This is a genomic window from Kribbella sp. WER1, assembly GCF_054189145.1.
Genome location: NZ_CM135186.1, coordinates 6504163 through 6530368 on the forward strand (window position 1 = coordinate 6504163; position 26206 = coordinate 6530368).

The window sequence follows — 26206 nt, forward strand, 5'->3', positions numbered from 1 at the left end:
GTAGTTAGCGGCCGCCGAGCCCGGTGACGAGCAGGCCGCGGACCAGGTGTTTCTGCAGCAGGACGACGAGCAGCACGGTGGGCACCATTGCCATCACCGATGCGGCCATCATCAGGTTCCACTGGGTGCCCTGCTGGCCGATGAACTGCGCCAGGCCGAGCGGGACGGTGCCCTTGTCCTCGACGCTGTTCACGATGATCAACGGCCACAGGAAGCTGCCCCAGAAACTGATGAAGGTGAAGACGGTCAGTACGGCGATGGCGGGCCGCGCGAGCGGCAGCATGATCCGCAGGAACGAGCCGAACGGCCCGCACCCGTCCACCCGGGCCGCCTCCTCCAGCTCGGCCGGGACGGTCAGGAAGAACTGCCGCAACAGGAACGTCCCGAACGCGGTGAACGCCCACGGCAGGATCAGCGCCCAGTAGCTGTCGACCCAGCCGAGCGACTGCATCAGCCAGTACATCGGCACGATCAGCACCTCCTGCGGCACCATCAGCGTACCGAGGAACAGTACGAACAGTTGCTCACGGCCCCTGAACTTCAGCCGCGCGAACGCGTACGCCGACATACTGGACGCGCACACCACGACCAGCGTCCCGGTGACCGCGACGAACAGGCTGTTCAAGAAGTACTTCCCGAACGGCGCGAACGTGAACGCGTCGGCGTAGTTCTGCCAACGGATCTGCGACCCGAACAGGTGCGGCGTCGCGGTGAACACCTCGTCGGCGGGCTTCAGCGACGTGGAGACGGCGTAGACCAGCGGGCCGAGGAAGACGATCGCGACCGCGACCAGCAGCACGTGCGAGACCACCCGGCGGACATTCTCAGACGTCATAGTTGACCCACTTCCGCTGTCCGACGAACTGGATCGCGGTGATGCCCATGATGATCACGAACAGCACCCACCCGGCCGCCGAGGCGAGTCCCATGCTGAGGAACTGCCAGCCTTGGTTGTAGACGTACATGACGATCGTCTGGGTGGCGACACCCGGACCGCCCTGGGTGAGGATGAACGGCTGCGCGAACACCTGGAACGAGGTGATCAGCGTCATCGTGGTGGCGAAGAACAGCGACGGCGTGATCATCGGCCAGGTCACGTACCGGAACCGCTGGAACGGGCCGGCACCGTCGATCTGCGCCGACTCCAGCTGGGACTGCGGCACCTGGTCGATGGCCGCGGAGAAGACCAGGAAGTTGTACCCGAACCCCTGCCAGATCGACATCGCGACGATCGCCGGCATCGCCCAGTTCGAGGAGCCGAGGAAGTTCGGCGCGTGGATCCCGAACCAGCTGCCCAGGCCGGCGTCGAGCAGCCCGCCGGGCTGGAACAGCAGCCGCCAGACCATCACGTTCGCGACCATCGGCGTCATCACCGGGATGAAGAACAGCACCCGGAACGCCTGCCGGCCCTTGATCTTCGGGCCGAGCCAGGTCGCCAGCCCGAGCGAGACGACCACGTTCAACGGGACGTACAGCACCACGAACAGCGCCGTGTTCAGCACCACCCGGCGGAACACCGGGTCGCCGAGCAGGTGCGAGTAGTTGCCGAAGCCAAGGAACTTCCGGTCGCCGAACACCGGCCAGTCGAACAGGCTGATCGCGAGCGCCATCGCGGTCGGGAACAACGTGAACAGCGCCAGCCCGCCGAGGCTCGGCGCCAGGAACACCGACGCGTAGCGCCCGTCCTTGCGGAGCGCGGGCCGGCGCCCCGGCCGAACACTCTCGGCCGGGGCGACGGTTTCGTTCAGGGTCGCCATCAGGACCCAGCGCCTGCCTGGTCCTGGATGGTCTTCAGCGCCTGGTCGGGCGGGATCTCACCGTTCAGCGCCTGGGTGCCGAACCGGGTCAGCAGGTCGTTGACCTGGACCCAGTTCTTCGAGGTGACCAGCGGGACCGAGTTCTGCGACGCGTAGTCTATGACCTCCTTGGCTTCCGGGATCTTCGCGGCCGTGAACCAGGCCGGGTGCGCGGCGGTCCGGGCCGGGTACGCGCGGCCCGCCGAGGCCAGCGCGGTCAGCTGCTTCTCGCCGGTCATCGACATGATCGCCTGGAACGCGGCGTCCGGCGTCTTGCAGGACCGGGAGATCCCGAACCCGGAACCGGCCGTGAAGGTCTTCGACCCGTCGGGCCCGGCCGGGATCGGCGCGATCCCGAGGTTGAACTTGACCTTGCCGAGGGTGTCGATCAGCGACCACGGCCCGTTCAGCTGCATCGCGGACTTGCCGGAGGTGAACTGGGTGGTCTCGAAGTCGCTGTTCCCGGACGGCACCTGCGGCGCGATCTTGTCGGTCCGGACGAAGTTCGCGTACGTCGTGAACCCGTCGACGAACTTCTGGTCGGTCAGGTTGAGCTTGCCGTCGGCCAGCGGCTCCGCACCGGTCAGCGTCCGTACCCAGGAAGTCACGCCGAGATCTCCGGGCGACGTCACCAGGCCGGTCCGGCCCCCGGTCGTGAGCTTCTTCGCGGCGGCCTCGAAGTCGGCCATCGTCCACCCGGGCTTCGGGTCGGCGACGCCGGCGGCCTTGAACAGGTCCTTGTTGTAGAAGATCACCATCGGGCCGGAGTCGTACGGGATCGCGACCTGCTTCCCGTCCGACTTCAGGCCGTCCATGATCGGCTTGTCGAAGTCCTCGGTCTTCAGGCCGTACTTCTTCATCAGGTCGTCGAGCGGCAGCATCGCGTTCGCGTACGACGCCAGCCGCAGCGACTGCATGCCGATGATGCACGGCGCCTTGCCGCTGGCCAGCAGGGTGCCGATCTTGGACCAGTAGTTGTTCCAGTCGGTGCCCTGGAGCTTGACCGTGATGCCCGAGTGGTCGGTGTGCGCCTGGTCGGCGACCTTCTGCCAGGCTGCCTGGTCCGCGGTACCGCCGATCCAGAACTGCCAGGTCAGGTCGGCCTTGTCGGCCGACCCGGACCCGCTGCTGCCGCCGTTCCCGCCACCGCAGGCGGCCACGGCGGTCAGGGCCAGCACCGCACCGGCCGCGGTCAGCCAGCGGCGTGCCCGCGCTGGTGTTGCTCTCATCCTGACCTCCAAGGAAAGCTGTGAGTCATCCGATCAATATGTTGCATTGTTCGGGGGAGTCAACAGCTCGCCGCCTTATTTCAGAAAGAAAATGAAGGATTCAGGCTCTAGCGAACCACCTAGACGTCGGATGTATGGTCCAGATACATCGGACCTATCAGGGGTTGGGAGGGGTGCTGTGGCGGTCACCGACACGGCGATCGACGCGATCAAGCAGATGATCGTGAGCGGCGAGCTGCAGCCCGGCGACCGGCTGCCGCGGGAGGCCGACCTGGCCGCGCGGCTCGGGCTGTCCCGGAACTCGCTGCGCGAGGCGGTCAAGGCGCTCGCGCTGATCCGGGTGCTCGAGGTCCGCCAGGGCGACGGCACATACGTGACCAGCCTGGACCCGGCGCTGCTGATGGAGACGATGGCGTTCGTCCTGGACCTGCAGCAGGACGCCTCCGTGCTGGAGTTCTTCGAGGTACGCCGGATCCTGGAGCCGGCCGCCGCCGCCCGGGCCGCGCTACGGATGCCGGACGCCGAGGTGGCCGCGATGCGGGCGCTGCTCGACGACCTCGGCGACGACCCGTCGGCCGACGACCAGCTGGCCTGCGACGTGGAGTTCCACCGGCTGCTCGCGATCGGCAGCGGCAACCGGACGCTGGCCTCGATCATCGAGAGCCTGCGGCAGCCGACCTACCGGGCCCGGATCTGGCGCGGGCTGACCCAGACCGGAGCGGTGCACCGCTCACTGGCGGAGCACCGCTCGATCCTGGACGCGATCGCCGGCCGCGAGCCGGAGGTCGCCCGGGCCTGGGCGACCGTGCACATCGCGGGTGTCGAGCGCTGGCTCAACGAGATGGTGAGTCCCGAGCCGGACGAAGCTCCAGCAGTACTGCGGAGGGCATCGGCAGCGTCAGCCCCACCGCCGATCCGTTCCATTCGGCGGCTGTTGTGACCAGCTTGGTGCGCTCGGCCAGGTCGGCCAGCTCCACGTCGGTCGGCCAGTCGGCGAGTCCCGCGGCCGCGGTGGCCAGGTCCGCGGTGCCGATCGCGAGCGTGGTCGTGCTGAGCTGCCAGGACGGATCCGCGCCGGGCAGCTGGACACGGACCGTCCTGGTCAGAGCGGGGTCGCCGTCGGCCTTGGTCTGATCGAGCGTCAGGTTCCACAGCAGTACGGCGATCCGGTCGCGGTCGCGGGACGCCCACGCCTCGACCAGGCTGCCGCCGCCGTCACCGTCGTACGCCACCGGCAGCTCGACCGGGCCGAGACGGCTGAGCGGGGTCAGCGCGTGGTACCGCGGTTTCCGCAGCCCGCCGACGGTCTGCAGGCCGAACCCGCCGTGCAGGAACCGGGGCGGGCGGCTGAGTTCCCCGAAGTGGTCGGAGGCGACCCAGTACGAGAGCGCGTCGATCCGGCCGGCCGCGGCCGACGACGGGCCGCCGACCTGCAGGCGCGGGTCGACGGACTTCAGGGCGGCAGCGGACACGTCGTACAGGTGCAGGTACTCGGCCTTCGTGCCGGACCAGAACACCTCGAGGTTCGCCTCGTTCCAGACCTTGAAGTCCCAGGTCAGCACTCGTCCAGGCCGTACCGGTCGACGAGGTGCTGGACGAGCGCCCGGACCAGGTCGTGCCGGCGGTCGTACGACGTCGTCGTGCATCCGGCGCAACGCGTCCTCGAGCTCCACGCCGATCTCATCAGCGCCGGTCAGGTCCTTGCAGAGCAGCTGGCTGAGGCGCTCGCCGCCGATCATCGGTACCTACGGCCGCTGCAGCTCGGTGCCTTCGGCAACCACGTCGACGGTGACGGTGGCGGCCGGAGCGGAAGACCAGGTAGCCGGCCGCGCCGTCCACCGGCGACCAGTCGATCGTCACCTGGCCGACGCCGCCGACCGCCCGCATCTACACAACTCCCGATTCGAACTGCTCCATCGCGATCAACGGCCGGATCCGCTGCTCGACCGTCCGGCTGGCGAAGTTCCGCCGGATCAGGTCGTTGCCGAACACGTTGCCGATCGCCCCCATCACCATCGCCTGGTCGAGCGACAGGTACCGCTTCGCGATCAGCCCGGACTTCGTCGCGACCGCGTCGTAGAACCCGCCGGCGCCGTACGCGTGCAGCGTGTTCTCGATCTTGCTCAGGTTCGTGATCGCCTCCCGCGGCGCGTACGCCATCGCGAGGAACGCCGCGTGCGGGGTGACCACGCCGTCGCCGTACGTCGGGTTCGGGTTGGTGCCCTCGCGGCAGCCCTCGAAGCCGGCGTCGTAGTTCGTGCCCTCCAGGTCGGACGGGTAGCCGCCCGGGTCCATCCCGATCGGCTCGACGCCGTAGACGGAGTAGCCGCCCTTCGGGTTCGACGCGGGGGAGAAGCCCCAGTAGCCGTACTTCGCGTCGTCCAGGCCGTGCTCGATCTGCGCGCGGACCGTCAGTGGGTGGTTGATGCCCCAGCTGCGCGGCGCCCAGGTCGCCTCCGGGACGAACAGGTCCGGCATCAGCGACTCGAACATGTCGCCACCCCAGGACGGGACGAGCCGCATCCCGCGGTACTCGTACGTGCCCTCGAAGACGTCCAGCCCGAGGTACGTCCGGTGCACGCCCTTCGGCTTCTGCTCCACCCACGACCAGTCGCACGTGTCCGGGAACGTCCGGTACGTCGCGAAGTACTGCGTGTGCGGCACCTGGTTCAGCGCGAACCCGACGTACCCGGCGATCCGGGCCTCGGTGTTGCAGGTGTCGTAGTGGAACTTGCGGTAGTACACGTCCGGGCCGACGCCGGCGTGGTTGCCCTTGTCGGTCGCCTCGTCCGGCGGCGGGGTCTCGAAGAAGCCGCCGCGCATCAGGCCGCCCGGGCGGGCCGCCGGGTTGTAGTAGTACTTGAAGTTCATCCGGTTCAGCAGCAGGTCGGCGAGGGCCCGGGCGCGCGGCTCGGCGTTCCGGACCACCATCAGCGCGCAGGCGAACCACGCGTTGTCGACGCTGGACACGAACGGCGTGATCGGCCGGGTGCCGTCGGGATCGACGTACCGCACCTCGCCGGTCGCCTCGTCGTACCAGTTGAAGTACATCCCGCTCGGCACGTGGTGGACGGCGTCCCGCATCGTCGTCAGCGTCTGCGTGATCCGCCGCAACGACTCCTGCGGCGAGATGATCCCGAGGTGCCGAGCGACCACCGTGCTCCACAGGTAGCCGCCGATGTTGGTGGGGGAGGTGTAGTTGCTCCGTACAGGGTTCGTGACCGAGTCCCCGATGTTGTCGGCCGGCAGCCCGGTGCGCTCGTCGGTCATCGCCACGATGCTGCGCCAGGTGTCCCGGGCCCACCGCCCGACCAGAGCGCGGTCGGCGGGGGTCGGCGTCCAACGGCCGGTGTTCGTTCCGCCGAAGGCAGGGGATGCGACCCCCGCGACGGCCAGCGCTCCAGAGGAGGCGAGCAAGGTACGACGACTGATGAAGGCGGTCATCTGAGGTCTCCTATTTCAGTCCGGTAATGGCAATGCCCTTGGTGACGTGCCGCTGGAAGGCCAGGAAGATCACCAGCACAGGTACGACGACCACGACCGCGCCGGCCATCAGCAGGCCGTAGTTCTGCGCGTTCTGTCCGGTCGAGTACAGCGCCAGGGCGACGGGCAGGGTGTACTTGTCCTCGGTCTGGGCGATCACCAGCGGCCACAGGAAGTTGTTCCAGGACCCGAGGAACGTCAGGATGCCGAGCGTGGCCAGCGCCGGGCGGGTGAGCGGCAGCATGATCCGGGCGAAGATCCCGAGCTCGCTGGACCCGTCGACGCGGCCGGCGTCCATCAGGTCGTCGGGCAGCCCGAGGAAGAACTGCCGCATCAGGAACACGCCGAACGGCGAGACCAGGAACGGCAGGATCAAGCCCGGGTACGTGTTCGCCAGACCGGCGTTCGTGACCAGCACGAACAGCGGGACGAACGTGACCATGCCCGGGATCATCAGCGTGGCCATGACCAGCACGAACAACGCGTTCCGCCCCTTGAAGCGGAGCTTGGCGAGCGCGTAGCCGATCATCGAGCAGAAGGTCAGGTTGCCGGCCGTGACGGCCAGCGCGACCAGCCCCGAGTTCAGGAAGTACCGCGGGAAGTTCGCCTTGCTGAACAGGTCGCCGTAGTTCTGCGACGTCGGCTGCTCCGGCCACCAGGTGGGCGGCACCCGGAGCAGCTCGCCCTGGGTCTTGAAGCTCCCGAGCACCATCCACAGGAACGGCGCCGCGACCGCGACCAGTCCGAGCACGCCGATCAGATAGATCCACCAGGTACGGCGCATCACTTCTCCCTCAGCAGCCGGAACTGGATGAACGTGATCACCGCGATGACGACGAACAGGATGTACGCCATGGACGTCGCCAGCCCGTAGTTCCCGAAGCCGAACTGGTTGTAGGTGTACATCGACACCGAGAGCGTGCTGTCCAGCGGACCGCCCTGCGTCATCACGAACGGCTCCTCGAAGAACTGCAGGTACCCGATGCCGGTGGTCACGCTCGTGAACAGGATCGTTGGCCGGAGCAACGGCATGATCAGGTACCGGAACCGCTGCCAGGCCGAGGCCCCGTCGATCTGACCGGCCTCCTCGACCGACTCCGGAATACCCTGCAGACCGGCGAGGAAGATGATCATCGCGGACCCGAAGTTCCGCCAGACGGCCATCGCGATCAGCGACGGCATCGCCCACGTCTTGGACGCCAGCCAGTTCGGGCCGTGGATGCCGACCCAGCCGAGCACGGTGTTCACCAGCCCGTTGTCCGGTGACAGCACGAACCGCCAGATCACCGCGATCGCGACGATCGACGTCACCACCGGGAGGTAGTACCCGACCTTGAACAGCGCCTGGAACCGCTTCACACCCCGGTCCAGCAGCACAGCGGCGGCCAACGCGACCACGAGGGTCAACGGCACCCCGAGCACCACGAAGTACGCCGTGTTGAAGGCGGCCTTCCGGAACGTCTCGTCCGACAACGCCTTCACGTAGTTGTCGAACCCGACCCCGTTCACCGAGAACGGCGTCCGCAGATCCCGCTGCTTGATATCAGTGAACGACATCCCGAACGACCCGAGCACCGGCCCGGCCGTAAACGCCAGAAACAACACCACGAACGGGAGCACAAGCACCCAAGCCGCAACCGTCTGCCGACCAACCGCCCCGCCCCGCCGCCCGCTCCGACCGCCCAGGACCGCGGTGGAGGCAACCGCACCACCGGCGCCGATCCCGGCTGCGGCAACCGCGCGCCGGCCCCCGCGCCGCTCCCGCCCGGCCTCCGGCCGGGCGTGCTCGCTGGATGCGGTGTTCCCGTCGGAGGTGTTGCCGTCCTCCGGCCGGGCGTGCCCGGTGGAGGCGGTGTTCCCGTCGGAGGTGTCGCCGGCCTTTGGCCGGGGTGTGGTGGGGGCGCCGCGCTCTGACTCGCCTCCGGATCTTTCCCCCGTCGGTTCGCCAGGCCGCAGGCCCGGCGGACCGGCGCTTCGTTCGGAGGTCATCAGCTACCGCCGGTGCCGATCTGGGAAGCCTTGGTTTGGATGGCCTTGGCGGTGTCGGCGGGGGACTGGCCGGACTTGGCCATCTTCTCGACCTCGGTGTCGAACGCCTTCGCGACCTGCTCCCAGTTCACGATCGCCGGCGGTGCCTTCGCGTCCTCGAGTTGCTTGCCGAACACCGGCAGCAGCGGGTCCGACGCGATGCTCGGGTCCTGCCACGCGCTCTTCACCGCCGGCAGATCCGACGACAGCTTGAACCACGAAGCCTGCGTCTTCGCATCCGACAGGAACTTGACCAGCTTCCACGCGCTGTCCTTGTTCTTCGACGACTTGAACACCACGAAGTCCGACCCACCCACGAACGACGTCGCGGTCTTGTTCTTCGGGAGCTGGAACACCCCGATGTTCGGCTTGATCGCGTCCCCGCCGGCCTTCGCCACCGACCCGGCCATCCACGGCCCGGAGATGAACATCGGCACCTGCCCGTTCACGAACTGCGCCTCGGTCTGGTTCGGCGGCAGGTCGGTCCCGGCCAGCTTCTCGGTGAAGAAGCTCTGGTAGTACTTCAGCCCTTCCTGCATCTCCGGCGTGTCGAACGTGAACTGCTTCTGGTCGTCGTTCGTGATGTTCGCCCCGGCCGACCACGCGAACGGCATCACGGTCTGCCAGGAGCCGTCACCACCGGGCTGCAGGTTGATCCCGTACTTCGCGCCGGCCTTCTCCTTCATCGCCTTCGCCATCGCCTTCAGCCCGTCCCAGTCCGTCGGCGGGGTGCTGAAGCCGGCCTTCGCGGCGAGGTCCTTGCGGTAGAACACGAGCCGGGTCTCGACGTACCACGGCACGCCGTACTGCGTACCGGCGACCTTCGTCGTGTCCAGCGCGCCCTCGTAGAAGCCGGAGTTGTCGAAGCCCTTCGGGGTCGGGTCGAGCGCGCCGAGGTCGGCGAACTCGCCCATCCAGGTGGTGCCGACCATCGCGGCGTCCGGCGGAGTACCGGCCGCGATCGCGGTGGTGAACTTGTCGTGCGCGGCGTCCCACGGGATCGGCGTCACCTTCACGTTGACGCCAGGGTTCGACTGCTTGAACTGGTCGATCAGCTTGGGCAGGTTCTCGCCCTCGGTGCCCATCGCCCAGACGGTCAGGTTGCCGGTTGCCGGTCCTTCGCTGACGCTTGTGGTCGGTTGGGCCCCGGAGCCGCTGCCGGTGTCACTCGAGCGGCCACATCCGCCGAGCGCCAGCGCTGCCGCGGTCAGTGCAGCGCTGCCGATCACCAGCCGGCGGCTCATGCTGTGGGTGAACATGTGCTGACTCCTCACTCGGTTACTGCGTGCATCCCCGATTGGTGCCGCAGCTGTCCCGCAGCACCAGTTGTGTTGCCAGTACGTCGTTACGCGCCCGGGTCCGTGCCCCGGTCACTCGCTCGTGCAGCCGCTCCGCGGCCGTCCGCCCCAACTCGGCCATCGGCTGCCGCACCGTCGTCAACCCCGGCGACACGTACCGCGCCGCCATCACGTCGTCCCATCCCGTCACCACAATGTCGTCCGGAACCCGCACCCCACCCGCCGCGAACGCCACCAACACAGCCAACGCCAACTCGTCGTTGGCACACACAAGCCCATCCGGTCGCCCGCCCACCCCACCGAGCGCTCCCGCGCCGCCCGCCCCGCCGGGGGTTGCCGCGCCGCCCGCCCCGCTGGGCAGCGGCTGCTCGCCTTCCAGCTCCCCGTCCGCCCCGCGCGCAGCGCGGGGCGGACGGGTCATTGCCTGGAGCACCTTTTCGGCGACGTCACGTCCGGCTTCTTCGGTGAGGGGTACACGGATCGGCTTCGGTGCCTGCATCCCGCGCAGTTCGTGCGCCTTCGCGAACCCGGCGTACCGCTCGGAGACGTCGTACGAACTGGCGGGGTCGCCAACGAAGTGCAGGCTGCTGCGTCCGTGGTCGAGCAGCCGGGTGGTGAGTTGCTCGGCGCTGGCCGCGCTCTCGCTGCGGACCGAGTCGCACCCGGTCGCGGGCGGATGCGCGACCAGCACCACCGGTACGCCGGCCTTCCGCAGGCCCTGCACCGTCGGCAGGTCCAGAGCGTTGCCGTGGACAACGATCCCGTCGACCCGCCCGGCCAGGTCCATCACGCTGCGCCGCGGGTCCGGGTTGCCGTGCGTGACCGTGATCACCACGCTCTGCCCGTGTTCGCCGGCCCAGCGTTCGTACCCCATCAGCAGGTCCCCGTAGAACGGGCCCGCGAGGTCCGGCAGCACCAGCCCGTGCGCCTCGTGCCGCTGGACGGCGAGACTGCGGGCGGCCCGCAGCGGTACGTAGTTCAGCTCCTGCGCGGCCTGGTCCACCCGCGCCCGCGCCTTCGCCGACACCGGCCCGGTCCCTTGCAGGACACGCGAAACCGTAGCGATCGACAGCTTCGCGAGGGCCGCGACGTCGTAGATCGTCGCCGGCCGGCCGGTGGGTCCGGTAGGCATCGGGAACACTCCTGGGCGAAAGTGGAAGCGCTTACAGTTTGAGTACCCTGCCCTGGATCGTTCGAACGGTCAAGACCTCGTGACCGGTCTGAGAGGATGCGAGCGTGACCACACAGGAGCGAGTGGACCGGGTCTTCCTGGTCCGGCACGGGGAAACCGAGTGGAGCAGGTCCGGGCGGCACACTTCCGTCACCGACCTTCCGCTGACGCCCGAGGGTGAGCGGGTGGCTGCGAGTTTGAAGGAGCGGCTGGCGGGGGAGTCCTTCGACCTGGTGCTGACCTCACCGCGGCAGCGCGCCCGGCGTACGGCCGAACTCGCCGGCTTCCCGGACGCGCAGGTCGACGACGACCTGGTCGAGTGGAACTACGGCGATTACGAGGGCGTCACCACCGCCGACATCCGCAAGACCGCCCCGGGTTGGACGATCTGGGACAGCCCCGTCCCGAACGGCGAGACCGCGGCGCAGATCACCGCGCGGCTCGACCGCGTCAACGCCCGCCTGGCCGCGGTCCCCGGCGACGTCCTGGTCTTCGGCCACTCCCACGCCCTACGGTCCCTGACCGCCCGCTGGCTCGACCTCCCGGTCGCCGAAGGCCGTCACTTCGTCCTCGACACCGCCACCGTCTCCACCCTCGGCTGGGAACGCGACGCCCCCGCCATCCTCCACTGGAACAGCTGAGCCTTTCCGGAACATTTGTTGCACTATCCGGCAGAAACGTTCCGGAAAGACCGGACCGGACAGGTCGGCGAGCACGGCCGGGCGGTGAGAGACGGGTTCGTACGGCGGAGTACCTGGAGGACCTGTACAGCGGCATCGCACGGCCGATTCGTGACGTCGAACCACCCGTACCGCAACGTCGACTCGGAGCGGAGCGTTGCGCGGTTGTCCCGCTCGAGGTCCCGCCAGCGCTGTTGCGGTACCAGGTGGAGCCGGCCGTCGAGCTCGACGTTCAACTCGAAGCCGTCGTAGTGCACGTCGGTGAACGTGCCGTCCACCGAGCGTTGCCGTTGCCCGCGCGGCAGGCCGTGCCGACGTTCGACGTCGCGCAGATAGCGGAGCTCGAGCAGCGAGTGCGATCCGGCGACCACATCGGCGATGATCGGCCGCAGGCTCCCGCGATGCCGCAACCGGCGGCGCTCGCCGAGCGCGTGGAGCAGGTCTTCCGCCCCGACTCGCCCGCTCTGGCACGCTTCGGCGACCACCGCGGCTGCCTTGTCCAGCGTCGGTGTGATGCCGACGACGTCCAGTACGGCGTGCGCCGGCGTACGCCGCGGTGGTGCGACCCCGGCGAGCCGGTCCGCCCAGTACTCGTCCCGCCGGATCACCAGCCCCGGCTGCGGACGGACCTTCCGGTACTCCGGGATCGTCACGTAGACCTGACGATCAGGATCCGGCTTCAGCAGCCCGAGCTGTTCCGCCGCGCTGTAGTGGCTCCACCCGGCCTCGGGCCCGGCGTACAAGAGCGCGGCGAGCAGCCGTGCGGCGTACCCGATGCCTCCGGTGTGGGCGACGTACACACCGGGATGGACCGTCCGCCAGCGCTTGTTCCGCAGCGACTTCCGGATCCGTGGCTCGGACCACCCTGCCGCGAGCAGCTGAGCGCGCGACACGATCTGGTCCTGGTCGTCGATCAGTGCCGCCAGGCCGCCCTCGTGCAGGCGCCGCATCCACCACCACTCCACCGGCCCCAGCATGCCGGATCGCCCCGCCGCCCGCTCGCACCCTGTGGACAACCAGCTTTCCGGAACTTAATCGTCAGCTGGTGCCGGAAATGTTCCGGAAAGGCGGGAGACGAGGGTGTCGGCGCGGGGGTGGGCGTGTGTGGGGCGGAGGCGGCTGGTTCGGTTGAGGGTTGCTTGGCCGTGGAGTGCGCTCCACAGCACCTCCGCCAGCGTCTCCGGATCGTCGCCCGCGACCGGGTCGACCGCCGCGAGGAACTCGGCGAAGGCGGACCTGAGCGCCGCGGGGCTGTCCGGGGTGCCGAAGGGCAGGGTTGTCGGGCGGACGAACATCGCCTCGTAGACGGCCGGATGCTCGGCGGCGTAGTCGAGGTACGCGTGGGCCAGTGCGCGGAGGCCGCCGGACTCGCGGGCGCGGCGCAGTACGTCGGTCAGCTCCGAGATGCCCTGGAGGGCGACGGCGTCGGCGATCGCGTTCATGTTCTTGAAGTGGCCGTAGAGGACGGGCTGGCTGTAGTCGACGGCCTCGGCCAGGCGGCGGGTGGTGACCGCGTCCCAGCCGTCGGCCTCGGCGAGGTCGCGGGCGGTGCGCAGGATCAGCTCACGGCGCTCCTCGCGGGCCCGTTCGCGGCGTGAGTGAGTCGGCATAGTCCGGATACTAGCACTGCTAGACAATCTAGCGGCAGTAGAGTTAGCATCGCTAGGAAAGTTAGCGCTGCTAGTTCACAAGGAGTCTTCCGATGCGCCGCTTCACCACCGTCCTGACCGTCCTGCTCGGTGTCTTCCCGCTGACCTTCGGGTCCCAGTTCCTGTTCGCCGGGCACACCGCCGCCCCGAGTTTCGGCATCGCCGAATGGCCCACCGGCGTCGCCGCCGGGTACTTCGCGGTCAAGGGCATCCGCGACATCGTCCTCGGGCTGAACCTGCTCACGCTTTTCGCGCTCCGTCAGCGCCGCGCCACCGGCATCCTGATGGCGATCTCCGCACTGATCCCGATCACCGACATGATCACGGTCTTCACCCACGGCGGTCCGGCCGCGACCGCGCTCGGCGTGCACGGTCTGACCGCGCTCGTGATGCTGTTCGACGCGTTCCTGCTGCTCCGCGAGCGTCAGCCGGCCGAGGTACTCGAGCCGGTCCACTCGTAGAGGTCGACCGTGCAGTACTCGCGGAACCCGAGCGCCTCGTACACCGGGCGCCCGGCCGCCGACGACCCGAGTACGGCGTACTCCACCTCAACCTCGTGCAGTACGCCGTACGTGAGCGCCGCCCCGATCCCGCGGCGGCGCGCCTCCGGGACCGTCATCACGAAGTACAGCCCGGCGACGCCCGCGCCGAGGAAGACCGTCGCGGTCCCGACCGGCGTACCGTCGAGCTCGGCGAGGTAGTGCCGCCACGGGTCGGCGTACCCGAGCTTCCGGTAGACCGACGCCACCCACCGCGCCTCCCGCTCGCCCTCGCCGAAACCCTGCCCGAGCGTCGCCTCCCACACCGCCAGCGCCGCGTCGTCGGTGACCCGGGTGATCGACAGCCCCGGTACGTCGCGGGGCGGCTCGAGCTCGGCGATCCGTACCGCCATCCCCGGCTCCGAACCGGCGTCCGCGAACCCGGCCGCGATCAGCGCCGTCCGGTCGATCCGCAGCGACGGACCCACGTGCCAGGTGCCGGGGACGTCGTGTTTCGTCAACTCCGCAAGGGATTCCGCGATCACGCCGTCGTCGGACGCGCGGACGACGGCGTTGTGGTAATCGATCGGGGACCCGCCGATCGTCCACGTCGCGCGCTCGTCCTCCCGCTGCGCACCGCCGCCCGCCGCACCCATTGCCATCAGCAACTCGGCGAGGTTGTCCTCGATCGCGCGTACGACGTCCATCGCCCCAGTCTGGCGGTCACGCGAAGCAGGCGCGAGCCCATTCCCGGAAGGTCCGCGCGGGCCGGCCGAGGACGTGCTCGACGTCCGCGGTCACGGTCTCCTCGCCGCCGTTGCGGATCAGCTCCGCGCCGCGGAGCGCGACCGTCACGACTGCCTCGTCCAAGCCGGCGCCGCGGAGCTGCTCCGCGTAGACCTCCGGTGGTACGTCGACCACGCTCAGCGGCTGTCCGAGGACGTCGGAGAGTACGGCGGCCTGGTCCGGGACGCTCAAGAGCTCGGGGCCGGTGAGCGTGTAGGTCCGGTCGTGGTGGTCCGACAGCAGGGTTTCCGCGGCGACCTCGGCGACGTCGCGCGGATCCACGAACGCGTGCCGGCCGGCGCCGGTCTGGTTCGGGATCGGCTGCCCGTTGGTGATCGCGGGCAGCCAGCGCAGGGCGTTCGACGCGAACCCGGCCGGGCGGAGGATCGTCCGGTCCAGCCCGCACTCCCGCAGCGCGCGCTCGCCGGCGGCGTGCCAGTTCCCCGGCATCTCCTCGTCGGCGCTGCCGATCGCCGACAGCTTCACGATCTTCCGTACGCCGCCGTCCACCGCCGCCGCGATCAACGCCCGGTCGTGCGCCGGGACCCACGGACCGGGCGCCGTCAGCAGGAACACCGTGTCCACGCCGGAGATTGCCTTACGCAACGAGTCGGTGTCGTCGAAGTCGCCGTGGACCAACGCACCGTGCGGCTTCCGCGTCATCCCGCGCACGGCCGCCCCGCGCGCCTCCAGCTGCCGGACGAGCTCACTGCCGATGGTGCCGGTCGCACCCGTAACCAGAATCATGCCCGCCAGCCTGGTCGCCGCCCGACGCCGGCGGATAGGAACTTTCGGTACTACGGAACCCGCCTACCACCTGGCTACGCTCGAACCGTGCACCCGTGGATCGAGACCGTCACCCTGACCTCGGCGACCACGCCCGTCACGGTCCTCCCACCCGACCCGTCGACCACAGTCGTCTGGCGAATGACCCCCGCAGGCGACAGCGACGTCCTCGTCGCGGGCCCCCGCACCACCGCGTCGTACCACGCCACCAAGAACCTCCCGGTCTGCCTCCACCTCCGCATCCGCCCCGGCGCCGTCATCCCCCTCCTCGGCACCCCACCAGACCAGCTCCTCAACCAGGTAGTCCCACTCGAATCCCTCCGCGGCCCCTCGGCCACCGCACTCGCGGAGCAGCTTGTCACCCACCGCACGCAGCTCGACCGAGCGGCAGCCGTACTCCGCGACTACCTGGTCGCCCAGGTCCCGGCGCACCTCCCCGCCCGCCTGCAGTTGGTCCACGACGCGGTCGCACAACTGACACCACCGCCCGCGGAGCCCGCCCACCAGACCGCGCCACCAGGCGCGCAAGCGGGTGCTCGGGCAGGCTCACCGGCGACCGCGCAGGCGGGCGCGCTGCCGCCCAGCGCGGTGATACCGCGGGTGGATGTGGCGGCGGCGCGGCTGGGGGTTAGTGAGCGGTATCTGCGGCGTGTGTTCCGGCAGGCGGTTGGCGTTTCGCCGAAGCACTTTGCGCGGATTGCTCGCGTACGTCGGGTGATCGCGACTCGCCGGTCCTGGGCCGACACCGCGGCGTACGCCGGCTACACCGACCAGTCGCACCTGATCGCGGACTTCCGCGCGCTCATGCGTGTCACCCCGAGCGCCTACGCAGCCGGCGACGTACCGCTCAGCACCTGTTAACCAGGTAACGCGTTCCACTGCTCCAACGTGGAAACCAGCAGGCTCGCCGTCGGCATCGACGTGAACTCCGACCTGGTCACGAACCTCGCGTCCGACGCGTCGTCACCGGCCGCGAGCGTCCCGCCGACCGCCGTCGCCTCGTAGTCGCGGATCACGTACAGCTGCCCGCGCGGCCCCGGGCGCTCGACCTCGCCGACCAGCCCGCCGACGACAACGGTCAGCCCGGTCTCCTCCGCGACCTCTCGCGCCACCGCGGCGGGATCGTCCTCACCCGGTTCGACCCGGCCGCCGGGGATCGACCACAGTCCCCGCCCGGGCTCGTTCGCCCGCCGGACGACCAGCAGCCGGTGCTGCTCGTCGTACACAAGGGCACCCACACAGTCGACGCGCTCCATGCACCCCGAGGTTAGCGCCCCGTGCGTGATACAGCTCGACGCTATCGGCGCCCAGGCACGCACCTCGCGGCACTTGGCCAGCGCCCACGATGCTCCGCATCGAGGCCACTGACCAATCACCACGATGCACGCACCTGGACACCGCTATCGTTTGACCTCTATCACGCACGGGGCGCTGGGGCGTCTGTGTACAAGTGCCAGAGCGGACGAGTGATCGCGGATAGCATCAGCGGTGACAACGGACTCCGGCGAAGGGACTGGACCAGCTCGTGCGCATCGACCTGCACACCCACTCGAACCGTTCGGACGGCACCGACCCGGTGGACGTCCTGATCAGGCATGCGCAGGCGGCCGGGCTCGATGTGATCGCGCTCACCGACCACGACACCGCCGACGGCTGGGCCGACGGCCGGCGTGCCGCCGAGGAGCTGGGGATCGGGTTCGTGCCGGGGCTGGAGATCTCCTGCAAGCTGGACGGGATCAGCGTGCACCTGCTCGGCTACCTGCCGGACGCGTTGTACGGGCCGCTGGCGAAGGATCTGCAGATCGTCCGCGAGGGGCGGACCGACCGGATCCCGACGATCGTCGCCCGGCTGAACAGCATCGGCGTACCGCTGACCGTGGAGGAAGTGCTCGCCCAGGCGACCGGTACGCCGTCGGTCGGCCGCCCGCACGTCGCCGACGCCCTGGTCGCGAACGGTACGGTCGCGAACCGCACCGAGGCCTTCGACAAGTACCTCGCCGACGGCCGCGCCGGTCACGTCCCGCACTACGCGCTCGAGCCCGGCCACGCGATCGACCTGGTCCGCGAGGCCGGCGGCGTGCCGGTGATCGCGCATCCGTGGGGCCGGTCGAGCCACCGGGTGATGACCGAGGACACCATCGGCCGGCTGGTCCAGGACCACGGCCTGGCCGGGATCGAGGTCGACCACCAGGACCACTCGCCGGAGTCCCGGGAGGCGCTGCGCGCGATCGCCCGCAACCTCGGCATCATCCACACCGGCTCCAGCGACCACCACGGCGCCGGCAAGATCGACCACGATCTCGGCGTGAACAGCACCGAGCCGGAGCAGCTCGACCGGTTGCTCGAGGTCGCGAAAACCAACGCCGCCGCTGCCACCGACGCCGCAGTTCCCGAGGCCTACCTCCCGTGAACAGTGTCATGAATGTCGGGCTGTTCACCTCGGTCTTCGTCACGTTGTTCGTGATCATGGACCCGCCGGGCACGGTCCCGTTGTTCATCTCGCTGACCGCGGGGCAGTCCCGCGCGGTGCGGAAGAAGGCCGCGTGGCAGGCGGTGCTGGTCGCGTTCGGCGTGATCGTGGTGTTCGCGGCGTTCGGGCAGCAGATCCTGAAGCACCTCGGCATCACGCTCCCGGCGCTGCAGTGCGCGGGCGGTCTGCTGCTCCTGCTGATCGCGTTGCAGCTGCTGACCGACACCGCCGAGGACCCGGTGCAGACCAAGAACGTGAACATCGCCTTCGTCCCGCTCGGTACGCCGCTACTCGCCGGCCCGGGTGCGATCGTCGCGACGATGGTGTTCGTGCAGCGCGCCAACGGTTCGCTGCCGGACGTGGTCGCGATCTCGGCCGGCATCGTCGCGATCCACCTGGTGATGTGGCTGACACTGCGGTTCTCCGGCGTGATCATGCGGATCCTGGGGGAGAACGGCGTACTCCTGATCACCCGGATCGCCGGTCTGCTGCTGAGCGCGATCGCGGTCCAGCTGGTCGCGGGCGCGGTCCGAGACTTCATCAAGGCGGGATGAGCAGTGCTTCCTGGAATGCCGACCCGGCTGTTCGTGGCGACGCCGACGAAGCTGCTGACGTTCGCCGACTGCAAGCGGAAGTACCGGTACACGTACCTCGAGACGCCGCGCCCGCCGAAGGGTCCGCCGTGGGCGCACAACACGGTCGGCGCGATCGTCCACGAGGTCCTCGCGGACTTCTTCGGCCGCTGGCCCGCGGCCCGGCGTACTCCGGACGAGGTGGTCGCGAAGATGCGGTCGAGCTGGCGCAGCGAGGGGTTCCGGGACGAGCAGCAGTCGCTGGACTGGCGGGACCGCTCGACCGAGATGGTCCTCGGCTACCTGCGGGACTCCGATCCGTACTACGAGCCGCGCGGCGTGGAACGTACCGTCGCCTTCACCACCGAGCGGGCGTCGCTCCGCGGCCGGGTGGACCGGATCGACGAACGCCCCGCGCGCGACGGCAACGGCGGGACCGAGCTGGCGATCGTCGACTACAAGACCGGCCGCCGCCCGCTGACCCCGACCGACGCGCGGTCGTCGCTGGCGATGGCGCTGTATGTGCTCGGCGCCCGGCGCGTCCTGCGGACGCCGTGCACGCGGGTCGAGCTGCACCACCTGCCCACCAACACGATCGCCGCGGCCGACCACGACGACGCCTCGCTCGCCCGGCACCAGAAACGCGCCGAGTCGATGGCCGACGACGCGGCCGCCGCCGAGGCCCGCTGGTCCGAAGGACTCACCCCCGCCGAGGCCGACGAGGCCTTCCCACCGGAGCCCTCCGCCCTCTGCGGCTGGTGCGACTTCGCCAAGATCTGCCCTCAGGGCCGCCGCGAATCCCCCACCCGAGACCCCTGGTCCGCCCTCGAGGACCCCGCCCCGGACCAGAGCTGAACCGTCCACCCCGGAGCGCGTGTCAGCGGCGTGTGCGCGTGGTGCCAGCGGGCTGGGAGAGCCTGAGGGTGGACGAAAGGGGTTCGGGAGCATGGGTGCGAAGACGATCAACAAGCTGGTGGTGCCGGGCGCGACGCTGCACTACGAGGTCGCCGGGTCGGGGCCGGTGCTGTTGCTGATCGCGGGTGGTGGGACGGACGCCGGGGTGTTCTCCGGGATCGTCGGGCAGCTCGCGGCGGAGTACACGGTGGTCACGTACGACCCGCGCGGCAATTCGCGGAGCCGGTACGACGGGCAGCCGGCGGACGAGTCCGTCGCGCAGTCGGCCGCGGACGCGCTGGCGCTGATCGACGCGGTCGCCGGGGACGAACCGGCGGACGTGTTCGGCAGCAGCTCCGGCGCGATCACCGGCCTCGAGCTGATCACCCGGCACCCGGACCGGGTCCGGATGCTGGTCGCGCACGAGCCGCCGTGCACCGAGGTCCTCCCGGATGCCGCCGACGCGCGGGCGTTCTTCGAAGAGGTCTGCAGTACATACCACCAGGACGGGCTGACCGCGGCCGACGTGGTGTTCATGATGGGCACCGGGCTGGACGGCGACGCGATGCCGCCGCTGGAGGACCTGCTGCCGGAGTACCGCGAGCTCGCGGAGCGGATGCAGGCGAACGCGGCCAACTTCTACGAGCACAAGCTGCTCCCGTTCACCCGGTACGCGCCGGACCTCGACGCGCTGAAGCAGGTCGCGGACCGCGTCGTCCCGGCGGCCGGCCTGGAGTCGTACGCGCACCTGCCGGGGCGCCCGATCGAGGTGATCGCGGACCACCTCGGCTGGCCGGTGGTGATGTTCCCGGGCGGGCACGGCGGCTACTCCAGCCACCCGGCGCCGTTCGCGACGCACCTCGCGCAACTGCTGAAGACCGACACGTTGTAGGTTTCCCCGGCACCGGTCCGGGCCGCGGGTCTGAGGGGTCCCGCGGTCCGGACCGGTTATTTGGTTGACGTCCGCGCGCGGTACGGCGTACCGTCCCTCCTCTGCCCTTGACAATCGGCGTGGATCAACCATGCCGTCACAGTGGTGTCCGAACCCCCGGGTCCTTCTGGAACCGGGGCGGTTCTGCGTGCCGCTGTGCTCTCGGACACCACGTTGCGTGTGCGAGAGGAGGTAGTGGTGGGTGTCTATTGGGCGATCGCCGTCCGGTCCTTCCGGCGGTTCTCGACGTACCGGATCGCCACCGTGTCGGGCGTTTTCACCAACTCGGTCTTCGGTTTCATCCTCTGCGGCGTGTACCTGACGCTGTGGGGCGTGCGCCCCGGACTCGGCGGGTACGACGTACCGGACGCGTTGACGTTCGTGTGGTTGCAGCAGGGGATGCTCGCGCCGGTCGGGATCTTCGGCGCGACCACGACGAACGAACTCGGGGAGCGGGTCCGCAGCGGCGAGATCGCGGTCGATCTGTACCGGCCGACGCAGCTGCTGCTCTGGTGGCTGTCGGTCGACCTCGGGCGCGCGGTGTTCCAGCTGCTCGCCCGCGGCGGGCTGCCGATGGTGGTCGGCGCGCTGGTCTTCGACCTCAAGTTCCCTTCCAGCGTGGCGTTGTGGCCGCTGGTGGTGCTCGGGCTGGTGCTCGGCATCGTCATCAGCTTCACGATCCGGTACCTGGTCGCGCTGTCCGGTTTCTGGATCACCGACTCGCGCGGGATGGAGCAGCTGGCGCTGGTGCTGTCGCTGTTCTTCGCCGGCACGATCCTGCCGCTGGTCGCGTTCCCGGGCTGGATCGGCGTGGTCGCGCGGGCGACACCGTGGGCCGCGACCATGCAGGTGCCGATCGACATCTGGCTCGGCCGGAACCCGGGCGGGACCGGCGCGGCGCTGCTGTTCCAGCTGGGCTGGCTCCTGGTGCTGCTGCTGACCGCGCAACTCGTCACCACGCTCGCAACCCGGAAGGTGGTGATCCAAGGTGGTTGAGCGTGTCCTCCGGGCGCCGGCGCAGTACTGGCTGCTGATCGTGATGTGGGTCCGGTCGGTGCTGGCGTACCCGGCGTCGTTCGTGCTGATGCTGGTCGGGTCGACGCTGGTCAACCTCACCGACTTCGTCGCGGTGCTGATGATGTTCAGCCACATCACTGCCTTCGGCGGGTTCACCTTCGGCGAGATGGCGTTGCTGTACGCAACGTCCTCGATGGCGCTCGGGTTCGCGGACCTGATCACCGGTTCGGTCGAGCGGGTCGGCGAACGGATCCGGACCGGGGCCTTCGACGCCTACCTGATCCGGCCGGTGCCCGCACTGGTGCAGACCGCGGCGGACGGGTTCGCGCTCCGCCGGCTGGGCCGCCCGCTGCAGGCCGGGACCGTCCTGGTCATTGCCCTGAGCAAGGTCGAGATCGACTGGACGGTTGCCCGCGGCATCGTGTTCGTGGTCTCGGTGATCACCGGCGCGATCATCTTCGGGTCGCTGTTCGTGCTCGGCGCCGCGTTCCAGTTCGTGTCGATCGACTCCGCCGAGCTGGCGAACTCGGCGACGTACGGCGGGCAGGCGCTGACCCAGTTCCCGTTGACGATCTTCGGCAAGGAGATCGTCCGGGCCGTCACGTTCGTCGTACCGCTTGCCTTCGTCAACTATTACCCGGTGCTGTTCGTGCTGGGCAAGCCGGCGCCGTTGGGGTTGCCGTCCTGGATCGGTCTGCTGTCGCCGCTGGTGGCGGCAGCGATGGTCGCGCTGGCGTCGCTCGGGTGGCGCGCCGGCCTTCGCCGCTATCGCAGTACAGGGAGCTGAGCTGTGTCAGTCATCGAGTTGCAGGATGTGTCGCGGACGTTCACGGTCTCGTCGCGGACCGGGCTCCGCCGGAGCCGGCGCGAGGTGCGGGCCGTCGACGGGCTGTCGTTCACCGTCGAGCCGGGGGAGGTGGTCGGGTACATCGGCCCGAACGGCGCCGGGAAGTCCACCACGATCAAGATGCTGACCGGCATCCTGGTGCCGTCCGGCGGCACGATCCGGGTCGCCGGCGTCGACCCGTCGCGGCACCGGCTGAAGCTGGCGAAACGGATCGGCGTGGTGTTCGGGCAGCGGACGACGCTGTGGTGGGACCTGCCGCTGAAGGACTCGTTCGCGGTCCTGCAGAAGATGTACGACGTACCGCTCGAACGGCACCGGGAGAACCTGGCGACGTTCGTCGAACTGCTCGACCTGGGCGACCTGCTCGACGTACCCGTCCGGCAGCTGTCCCTCGGGCAGCGGATGCGCGGCGACATCGCGGCCGCGCTGCTGCACGACCCGGAGATCGTCTACCTGGACGAGCCGACGATCGGCCTGGACGTGATCAGCAAGGCCCGGCTCCGCGAGTTCCTCGCCGAGGTGAACGCGCACCGGCGTACGACGATCATCCTCACCACCCACGACCTCGACGACATCGAGGCCCTCTGCACCCGGGTGATGGTGATCGACCACGGCCACCAGATCTTCGACGGCACCCTCGACGTCCTCAGGTCCACCCAGTCCGCCCCACGCACCCTCGTCGTAGACCTCGCCACCTCGCTCCCCGCGATCGAGGTCGACGGCGCCACCGTCACCAAGGTCGACGGCCCCCGCCAGTACCTGACCTTCCCACCCACCACCAGCGCCGCACCTTTGCTGGCCGAGATCGCCGCCAACTACCCCCTCGTCGACCTCTCGGTCTCCGAACCCACCATCGAGTCCGTCATCACCCAGCTCTACACCGTCACCGGCTGAACCCGCGGGTCGCGTTTCCCCTGCGTGAACCCGTCCTGCCCGCGCACCAACCCGTCCAGATCGACTGCCTGCGGCAACACCGGCGCCGCGTCGAACAACCGGGTGTGCGCCGCGACCAGGAAGGGTCGCATGATCGCGTCACTCCCACGCTGGAACTCCGGTCCTGCACCAGGAACTACGCCGCATCCACGAACGCCTGCCGGTGCTCCGGATTCTTCGGGTCCGCGCCCGCCTCCTCCAGCTCGGTCAGCGCCTCGAACGACGCCTGCCGCAGTACCTCACGATCCTCCGGCCCCGCCGTCTGCGTCGTCACCTCGTCCGGAAGCCCGTCCGGGAAGAACCGCAACGTGCCCTCGTCCGTCGGCGCCGGGACGAAGTGCAGGATGTTCCCGTCCGCCAGTCCCGCAGCCGGACGACGTTCTGCAGTTCGTGCTGCCCGCCGAACCGCCCGAGCGCGACCTTCTCGAACTCCGTCAGCAACGTGAACGCCGGCGCCCCAGGCTCCCGCCGCCCACCGCCGGATCAACCGAAGTCATCACCACCGCCGGCGTAGGAAACTCAGCCCCGTAATCCGCTCCAGTCCCACAACCTACAAACCAGCCAGCCCACCCTCACCGCAGATCCGCCGCCAACGACGCAAAGACGACCTCAGGATCCATCCCCTCAGGATCCTCCCGCCACCGCCGCACCGAGTCTCCGAGCTCCCCCTCGTCCACGGTCCCAACCCCCGCCGCGATCAGCCGCTTCGCCTCCGCAATCCCGATATCGACGTACTGCATCCCATTGAGGAAGTAGTAGTCATGCCGAGCACCTTCGTTGTAGTGGAACTTCCCGGTGTTCCCGACATACGTCCAGACGTCCTCCTCCAACAACGCAGCAACCCACAACTCCGTCTCCCCGTCCTTCACCAAGAACAATCGAGTCATCGTGACATCCCGTCCTGTCGATCCTGCGTTCGCTGATGGGTCTGCGTCTGTACGCCCGGCTGTTCCCCGCGAGTTTCAGCGGGGTCGGCGCGGCGCTGCGGACGCTTCTTACCGTAGCTAATCGCGTCGACCGGCACGCCGCCGAGTTCTTTGAGGTCGTCGATGCCCGCGGGTTGCGTGAGCTGATCGGACAGCTCGATGCACTCCCGGCGTGCCGCGTCGCGGGCCGCCGTCGGCTGATCGCGGTCGCGCTCGATCTCGTACAGCGGTGTCGTGCGTTCCTTGACGTCGATCGACTCGGCGGAGTGGACCTGCAGCTCGATCTTCTCTCCTTGAGTGCGCAGGAAGGTGTGGAGTCCCTTGTACCGGCTGCCGTCGACGTACGAGTGATGCGCGGATTCGATCTGCCAGTCGCGGTCGTTGAGGCGATCGATCGTCCGCACCGCGGCTTTGGTCAGTTCGTCCGGGTGCCGGACGGCAGCGGTGTAGCGGAGGACGTCCTCGGGAATCTGGTTGGTACGCCGGTAGAAGTCCTCGAACTTGACGAGCTTCCGAGCGAGAGACTGAGGCGACTTCAACCTGTTCTCGAGATGGTACGGCGCTGCCTCGTCGCCGATCGCCGATACCACGGCATCCGTGACGCCGGGCTCGACCGCAGCAGCCTTCGTCAGCATCTCCAGGCTCCGGGTCGTCGTGCCGGCGCCGTACTTCTCGGCGATCTCCGCTTTGCTCGGGATCGGGTCTCCCCAGTCGAGCGGTCGCCGCCCGGCGAGCCAGGCGTGCAGATCCGCCGGCTCCGGCACCTTGTTCAGTCCCGCGTCCATCTGGCCCCCTGCGTCGGTTGTCGTGTCCTTCGACGGTAGGGAGTTCGGGAGGGGCTGTGGGGTGGGTTTTGGGATCTGTGGATAACTCCGGGGTGTACCTGCGGGTGGGTTGTGTGTTGGGGCTGTTGGAGAAGGCGGCAGGCCGGGTGGGGGAGTGCTGCTTGGCGTTGGGTGCTTCAGGTGCGTTACGGAATGGGTGGGGGTGGTGACGTGGGGGTGGTGGGGGTCGTTGGGGGCGGTAGGGAGCCGCGTGGATGCGGGGATGGTGCTTGTGGAGGGTGTGGGATGAAGCCGGGTGATGAGGTGGACGGGCGGGCTGAGCGCGCGGGGCGGGGTGGGTCGGAGTCCGGGGTAGAGGCTGGAGTCGGGGCTGGGCTGGGGTCTGAGGCTGCGCTCGAGGCCAAGGCCGAGGCGGGGGTGGGGTGTGGTCGTGGTGGGCGGCGGAAGGGGTGGGTTGCGGCGGTGGGGGCTGTGGGGGTGGCTTTGGTGGTTGCGGGGGGTCTTGCGGTGTTGCCGGAGCATGCGATGGGTGGGGGTGCTGCGGTTGGTCGGCAAGTGCAGGGTGGGAATGAAGGGTTGTTGGTGCGGCCGGGGGATCGGGTGCGGGTGAGTGGGTTGGTGATTGCGGCGCCGCGTACGGCGCCGGTGTTCTGTGCGGTTGAGGGTGGGGCGGAGATTGGGTACGAGTCGGACGAGGAGTCTGTGCCGAGTTGTCCTCCGGAGTTCGCGATCGCGTTGACCGGAGTGCGGGTGGATCGGCTCAGCGGGCTGAAGACGACGGAGGGGGTGCGGAGCGGGCGGGCGACGTTGGTCGGGGTCTGGGGTGATCGGGCGATCGACGTACAGGAGCAGTCCGCGCCTGAGCGCCGTACGCCCTGGGTGTTTCCGAAGTTGCCGTGTGCGGCGCCGGAGGGTGGGTGGGCGTCGAAGGCGAGCAACGTGTCCTCGCCGGCGGTGACCGCGTTCCTGGCGACGCATGCGGATCAGGTGTTCGGGCCGGTGATCCACTACCCGAACGGCCACTCGCGGAACGCTCCGGTCGTGGTCATGGTGGGCGTCGCGCACGGTGATGTGGAGGCGTTCCGGCTGGCGTTCGAGAAGGTGTACCGCGGGAACCTCTGTGTCGCGCCGGTCCTGCTGAGCCGTACGGACAACGACCGGATCGTCGACGCCGTCGGCGCGCTGGCGCCGGACACGTCGCTCGGCATCCTGGGCGTCAGCGGCTCGGAGCCCGACGGCGGCCGCGCGGGCGTCTCGGTGATCGCCTACACGGACCAGGTGCGGACCGCACTGGCCCCGATCGGACTCGACGACCTCAACGTGTTGCCGGTGGTCAAGCCGGCGCCCGACGCCGCCCGTCGGTAAGAATCTTTCGACCACGGTCGAAACGGCGGACGTCGTCGCCGTCCCGTGTCATCGTGTGAGCATCCGTTCGCCCACGGTGAG

General features: G+C 69.2%; 30 protein-coding genes. 12 read left to right on the top strand and 18 right to left on the bottom strand.

What is annotated here, in order from left to right:
* Positions 1-4: 4 nt before the first annotated feature.
* Genes ACXJJ3_RS31820 through ACXJJ3_RS31830 form a run of 3 tightly spaced genes read right to left on the bottom strand, consistent with a single transcriptional unit; the run spans position 5 to position 3025 of the window.
* Entirely contained in the window at positions 5-835 is an 831-nt protein-coding gene (locus ACXJJ3_RS31820) for a carbohydrate ABC transporter permease (protein ID WP_458165548.1), read from the bottom strand.
* Positions 825-1757 (bottom strand): carbohydrate ABC transporter permease, encoded by a 933-nt coding sequence (locus ACXJJ3_RS31825; RefSeq protein WP_458165549.1) that lies wholly within the window; start codon positions 1755-1757, stop codon positions 825-827. Before ACXJJ3_RS31825 ends, ACXJJ3_RS31820 begins: the two co-directional genes overlap by 11 nt.
* Positions 1757-3025, bottom strand: coding sequence for an ABC transporter substrate-binding protein (locus tag ACXJJ3_RS31830; RefSeq protein ID WP_458165550.1), 1269 nt, complete (start codon positions 3023-3025; stop codon positions 1757-1759). The genes ACXJJ3_RS31825 and ACXJJ3_RS31830 overlap by 1 nt, the downstream gene beginning before the upstream one ends.
* Positions 3026-3203: 178 nt before the next feature.
* Here ACXJJ3_RS31830 and ACXJJ3_RS31835 point away from each other — a divergent pair, with 178 nt between their 5' ends.
* Complete coding sequence (locus ACXJJ3_RS31835) at positions 3204-3965, top strand: FadR/GntR family transcriptional regulator (protein WP_458165551.1); 762 nt, start codon at positions 3204-3206, stop codon at positions 3963-3965.
* Here the strand turns inward: ACXJJ3_RS31835 and ACXJJ3_RS31840 are convergent.
* The 6 genes from ACXJJ3_RS31840 to ACXJJ3_RS31865 all read right to left on the bottom strand — a co-directional run bounded on the left by ACXJJ3_RS31840 (position 3859) and on the right by ACXJJ3_RS31865 (position 10966).
* Complete coding sequence (locus ACXJJ3_RS31840) at positions 3859-4764, bottom strand: GH39 family glycosyl hydrolase (protein WP_458165552.1); 906 nt, start codon at positions 4762-4764, stop codon at positions 3859-3861. The two genes, ACXJJ3_RS31835 and ACXJJ3_RS31840, sit on opposite strands and share 107 nt — an antisense overlap.
* 148 nt (positions 4765-4912) lie before the next feature.
* Positions 4913-6469: a glucoamylase family protein gene (locus ACXJJ3_RS31845; protein WP_458165553.1), complete on the bottom strand. Its 1557-nt coding sequence runs from the start codon at positions 6467-6469 to the stop codon at positions 4913-4915.
* 10 nt (positions 6470-6479) lie between these two features.
* Positions 6480-7292 (bottom strand): carbohydrate ABC transporter permease, encoded by an 813-nt coding sequence (locus ACXJJ3_RS31850; protein WP_458165554.1) that lies wholly within the window; start codon positions 7290-7292, stop codon positions 6480-6482.
* Positions 7292-8116 (bottom strand): carbohydrate ABC transporter permease, encoded by an 825-nt coding sequence (locus ACXJJ3_RS31855; RefSeq protein ID WP_458165555.1) that lies wholly within the window; start codon positions 8114-8116, stop codon positions 7292-7294. Before ACXJJ3_RS31855 ends, ACXJJ3_RS31850 begins: the two co-directional genes overlap by 1 nt.
* Before the next feature lie 380 nt (positions 8117-8496).
* Entirely contained in the window at positions 8497-9795 is a 1299-nt protein-coding gene (locus tag ACXJJ3_RS31860; protein ID WP_458165556.1) for a sugar ABC transporter substrate-binding protein, read from the bottom strand.
* A gap of 19 nt (positions 9796-9814) precedes the next feature.
* A complete protein-coding gene (locus tag ACXJJ3_RS31865; protein WP_458165557.1) occupies positions 9815-10966 on the bottom strand; it encodes a LacI family DNA-binding transcriptional regulator in 1152 nt (383 codons plus the stop codon).
* A gap of 104 nt (positions 10967-11070) precedes the next feature.
* On the opposite strand from ACXJJ3_RS31865, the gene ACXJJ3_RS31870 reads away from it, so the two are divergent.
* Positions 11071-11646 (top strand): histidine phosphatase family protein, encoded by a 576-nt coding sequence (locus ACXJJ3_RS31870; protein WP_458165558.1) that lies wholly within the window; start codon positions 11071-11073, stop codon positions 11644-11646.
* Between the two features lie 23 nt (positions 11647-11669).
* On the opposite strand, the gene ACXJJ3_RS31875 is transcribed toward ACXJJ3_RS31870, so the two are convergent.
* Together ACXJJ3_RS31875 and ACXJJ3_RS31880 are read right to left on the bottom strand one after the other, a co-directional pair.
* Positions 11670-12662, bottom strand: coding sequence for a hypothetical protein (locus ACXJJ3_RS31875; RefSeq protein WP_458165559.1), 993 nt, complete (start codon positions 12660-12662; stop codon positions 11670-11672).
* Between the two features lie 54 nt (positions 12663-12716).
* A complete protein-coding gene (locus ACXJJ3_RS31880; protein WP_458165560.1) occupies positions 12717-13295 on the bottom strand; it encodes a TetR/AcrR family transcriptional regulator in 579 nt (192 codons plus the stop codon).
* 92 nt (positions 13296-13387) lie between these two features.
* On the opposite strand from ACXJJ3_RS31880, the gene ACXJJ3_RS31885 reads away from it, so the two are divergent.
* A complete protein-coding gene (locus ACXJJ3_RS31885; RefSeq protein WP_458165561.1) occupies positions 13388-13795 on the top strand; it encodes a DUF4267 domain-containing protein in 408 nt (135 codons plus the stop codon).
* On the opposite strand, the gene ACXJJ3_RS31890 is transcribed toward ACXJJ3_RS31885, so the two are convergent.
* Both ACXJJ3_RS31890 and ACXJJ3_RS31895 read right to left on the bottom strand, forming a co-directional pair.
* Positions 13759-14520, bottom strand: coding sequence for a GNAT family N-acetyltransferase (locus tag ACXJJ3_RS31890; protein ID WP_458165562.1), 762 nt, complete (start codon positions 14518-14520; stop codon positions 13759-13761). The two genes, ACXJJ3_RS31885 and ACXJJ3_RS31890, sit on opposite strands and share 37 nt — an antisense overlap.
* 16 nt (positions 14521-14536) lie before the next feature.
* Positions 14537-15346, bottom strand: coding sequence for an NAD(P)H-binding protein (locus ACXJJ3_RS31895; protein ID WP_458165563.1), 810 nt, complete (start codon positions 15344-15346; stop codon positions 14537-14539).
* Positions 15347-15433: 87 nt separating this feature from the next.
* Here ACXJJ3_RS31895 and ACXJJ3_RS31900 point away from each other — a divergent pair, with 87 nt between their 5' ends.
* Positions 15434-16246 carry a helix-turn-helix domain-containing protein gene (locus ACXJJ3_RS31900; RefSeq protein WP_458165564.1) on the top strand — a complete coding sequence of 271 codons (813 nt, stop codon included), beginning with the start codon at positions 15434-15436 and terminating at the stop codon, positions 16244-16246.
* Here ACXJJ3_RS31900 and ACXJJ3_RS31905 read toward each other — a convergent pair.
* Complete coding sequence (locus ACXJJ3_RS31905; RefSeq protein ID WP_458165565.1) at positions 16243-16641, bottom strand: NUDIX domain-containing protein; 399 nt, start codon at positions 16639-16641, stop codon at positions 16243-16245. The genes ACXJJ3_RS31900 and ACXJJ3_RS31905 overlap by 4 nt on opposite strands.
* A gap of 269 nt (positions 16642-16910) precedes the next feature.
* Between ACXJJ3_RS31905 and ACXJJ3_RS31910 the strand changes: the two genes are divergently transcribed.
* From ACXJJ3_RS31910 to ACXJJ3_RS31940, 7 genes are all read left to right on the top strand, one after another.
* Entirely contained in the window at positions 16911-17795 is an 885-nt protein-coding gene (locus tag ACXJJ3_RS31910) for a PHP domain-containing protein (protein ID WP_458165566.1), read from the top strand.
* Between the two features lie 8 nt (positions 17796-17803).
* Positions 17804-18409: a MarC family protein gene (locus ACXJJ3_RS31915; protein ID WP_209696011.1), complete on the top strand. Its 606-nt coding sequence runs from the start codon at positions 17804-17806 to the stop codon at positions 18407-18409.
* Between the two features lie 15 nt (positions 18410-18424).
* Positions 18425-19282 (top strand): RecB family exonuclease, encoded by an 858-nt coding sequence (locus tag ACXJJ3_RS31920; RefSeq protein ID WP_458165567.1) that lies wholly within the window; start codon positions 18425-18427, stop codon positions 19280-19282.
* 91 nt (positions 19283-19373) lie between these two features.
* Positions 19374-20213, top strand: a complete 840-nt coding sequence (locus ACXJJ3_RS31925) for an alpha/beta hydrolase (RefSeq protein ID WP_458165568.1) — start codon at positions 19374-19376, stop codon at positions 20211-20213.
* 237 nt (positions 20214-20450) lie between these two features.
* Positions 20451-21248, top strand: coding sequence for an ABC transporter permease (locus ACXJJ3_RS31930; RefSeq protein WP_458165569.1), 798 nt, complete (start codon positions 20451-20453; stop codon positions 21246-21248).
* On the top strand, positions 21241-22056 hold the full coding sequence (locus ACXJJ3_RS31935; protein WP_458165570.1) for an ABC transporter permease: 816 nt from the start codon (positions 21241-21243) through the stop codon (positions 22054-22056). The genes ACXJJ3_RS31930 and ACXJJ3_RS31935 overlap by 8 nt, the downstream gene beginning before the upstream one ends.
* Positions 22057-22059: 3 nt before the next feature.
* Positions 22060-23010 (top strand): ABC transporter ATP-binding protein, encoded by a 951-nt coding sequence (locus ACXJJ3_RS31940; protein ID WP_458165571.1) that lies wholly within the window; start codon positions 22060-22062, stop codon positions 23008-23010.
* Here ACXJJ3_RS31940 and ACXJJ3_RS31945 read toward each other — a convergent pair.
* From ACXJJ3_RS31945 to ACXJJ3_RS31960, 4 genes are all read right to left on the bottom strand, one after another.
* Complete coding sequence (locus ACXJJ3_RS31945; protein WP_458165572.1) at positions 22992-23141, bottom strand: hypothetical protein; 150 nt, start codon at positions 23139-23141, stop codon at positions 22992-22994. The two genes, ACXJJ3_RS31940 and ACXJJ3_RS31945, sit on opposite strands and share 19 nt — an antisense overlap.
* Positions 23142-23185: 44 nt before the next feature.
* Positions 23186-23356: a hypothetical protein gene (locus ACXJJ3_RS31950; RefSeq protein ID WP_458165573.1), complete on the bottom strand. Its 171-nt coding sequence runs from the start codon at positions 23354-23356 to the stop codon at positions 23186-23188.
* Positions 23357-23621: 265 nt separating this feature from the next.
* On the bottom strand, positions 23622-23936 hold the full coding sequence (locus ACXJJ3_RS31955) for a hypothetical protein (RefSeq protein WP_458165574.1): 315 nt from the start codon (positions 23934-23936) through the stop codon (positions 23622-23624).
* Positions 23933-24760, bottom strand: a complete 828-nt coding sequence (locus ACXJJ3_RS31960; protein WP_458165575.1) for a hypothetical protein — start codon at positions 24758-24760, stop codon at positions 23933-23935. Before ACXJJ3_RS31960 ends, ACXJJ3_RS31955 begins: the two co-directional genes overlap by 4 nt.
* 702 nt (positions 24761-25462) lie before the next feature.
* Between ACXJJ3_RS31960 and ACXJJ3_RS31965 the strand changes: the two genes are divergently transcribed.
* A complete protein-coding gene (locus ACXJJ3_RS31965) occupies positions 25463-26125 on the top strand; it encodes a hypothetical protein (protein WP_458165576.1) in 663 nt (220 codons plus the stop codon).
* Positions 26126-26206 lie beyond the last annotated feature (81 nt).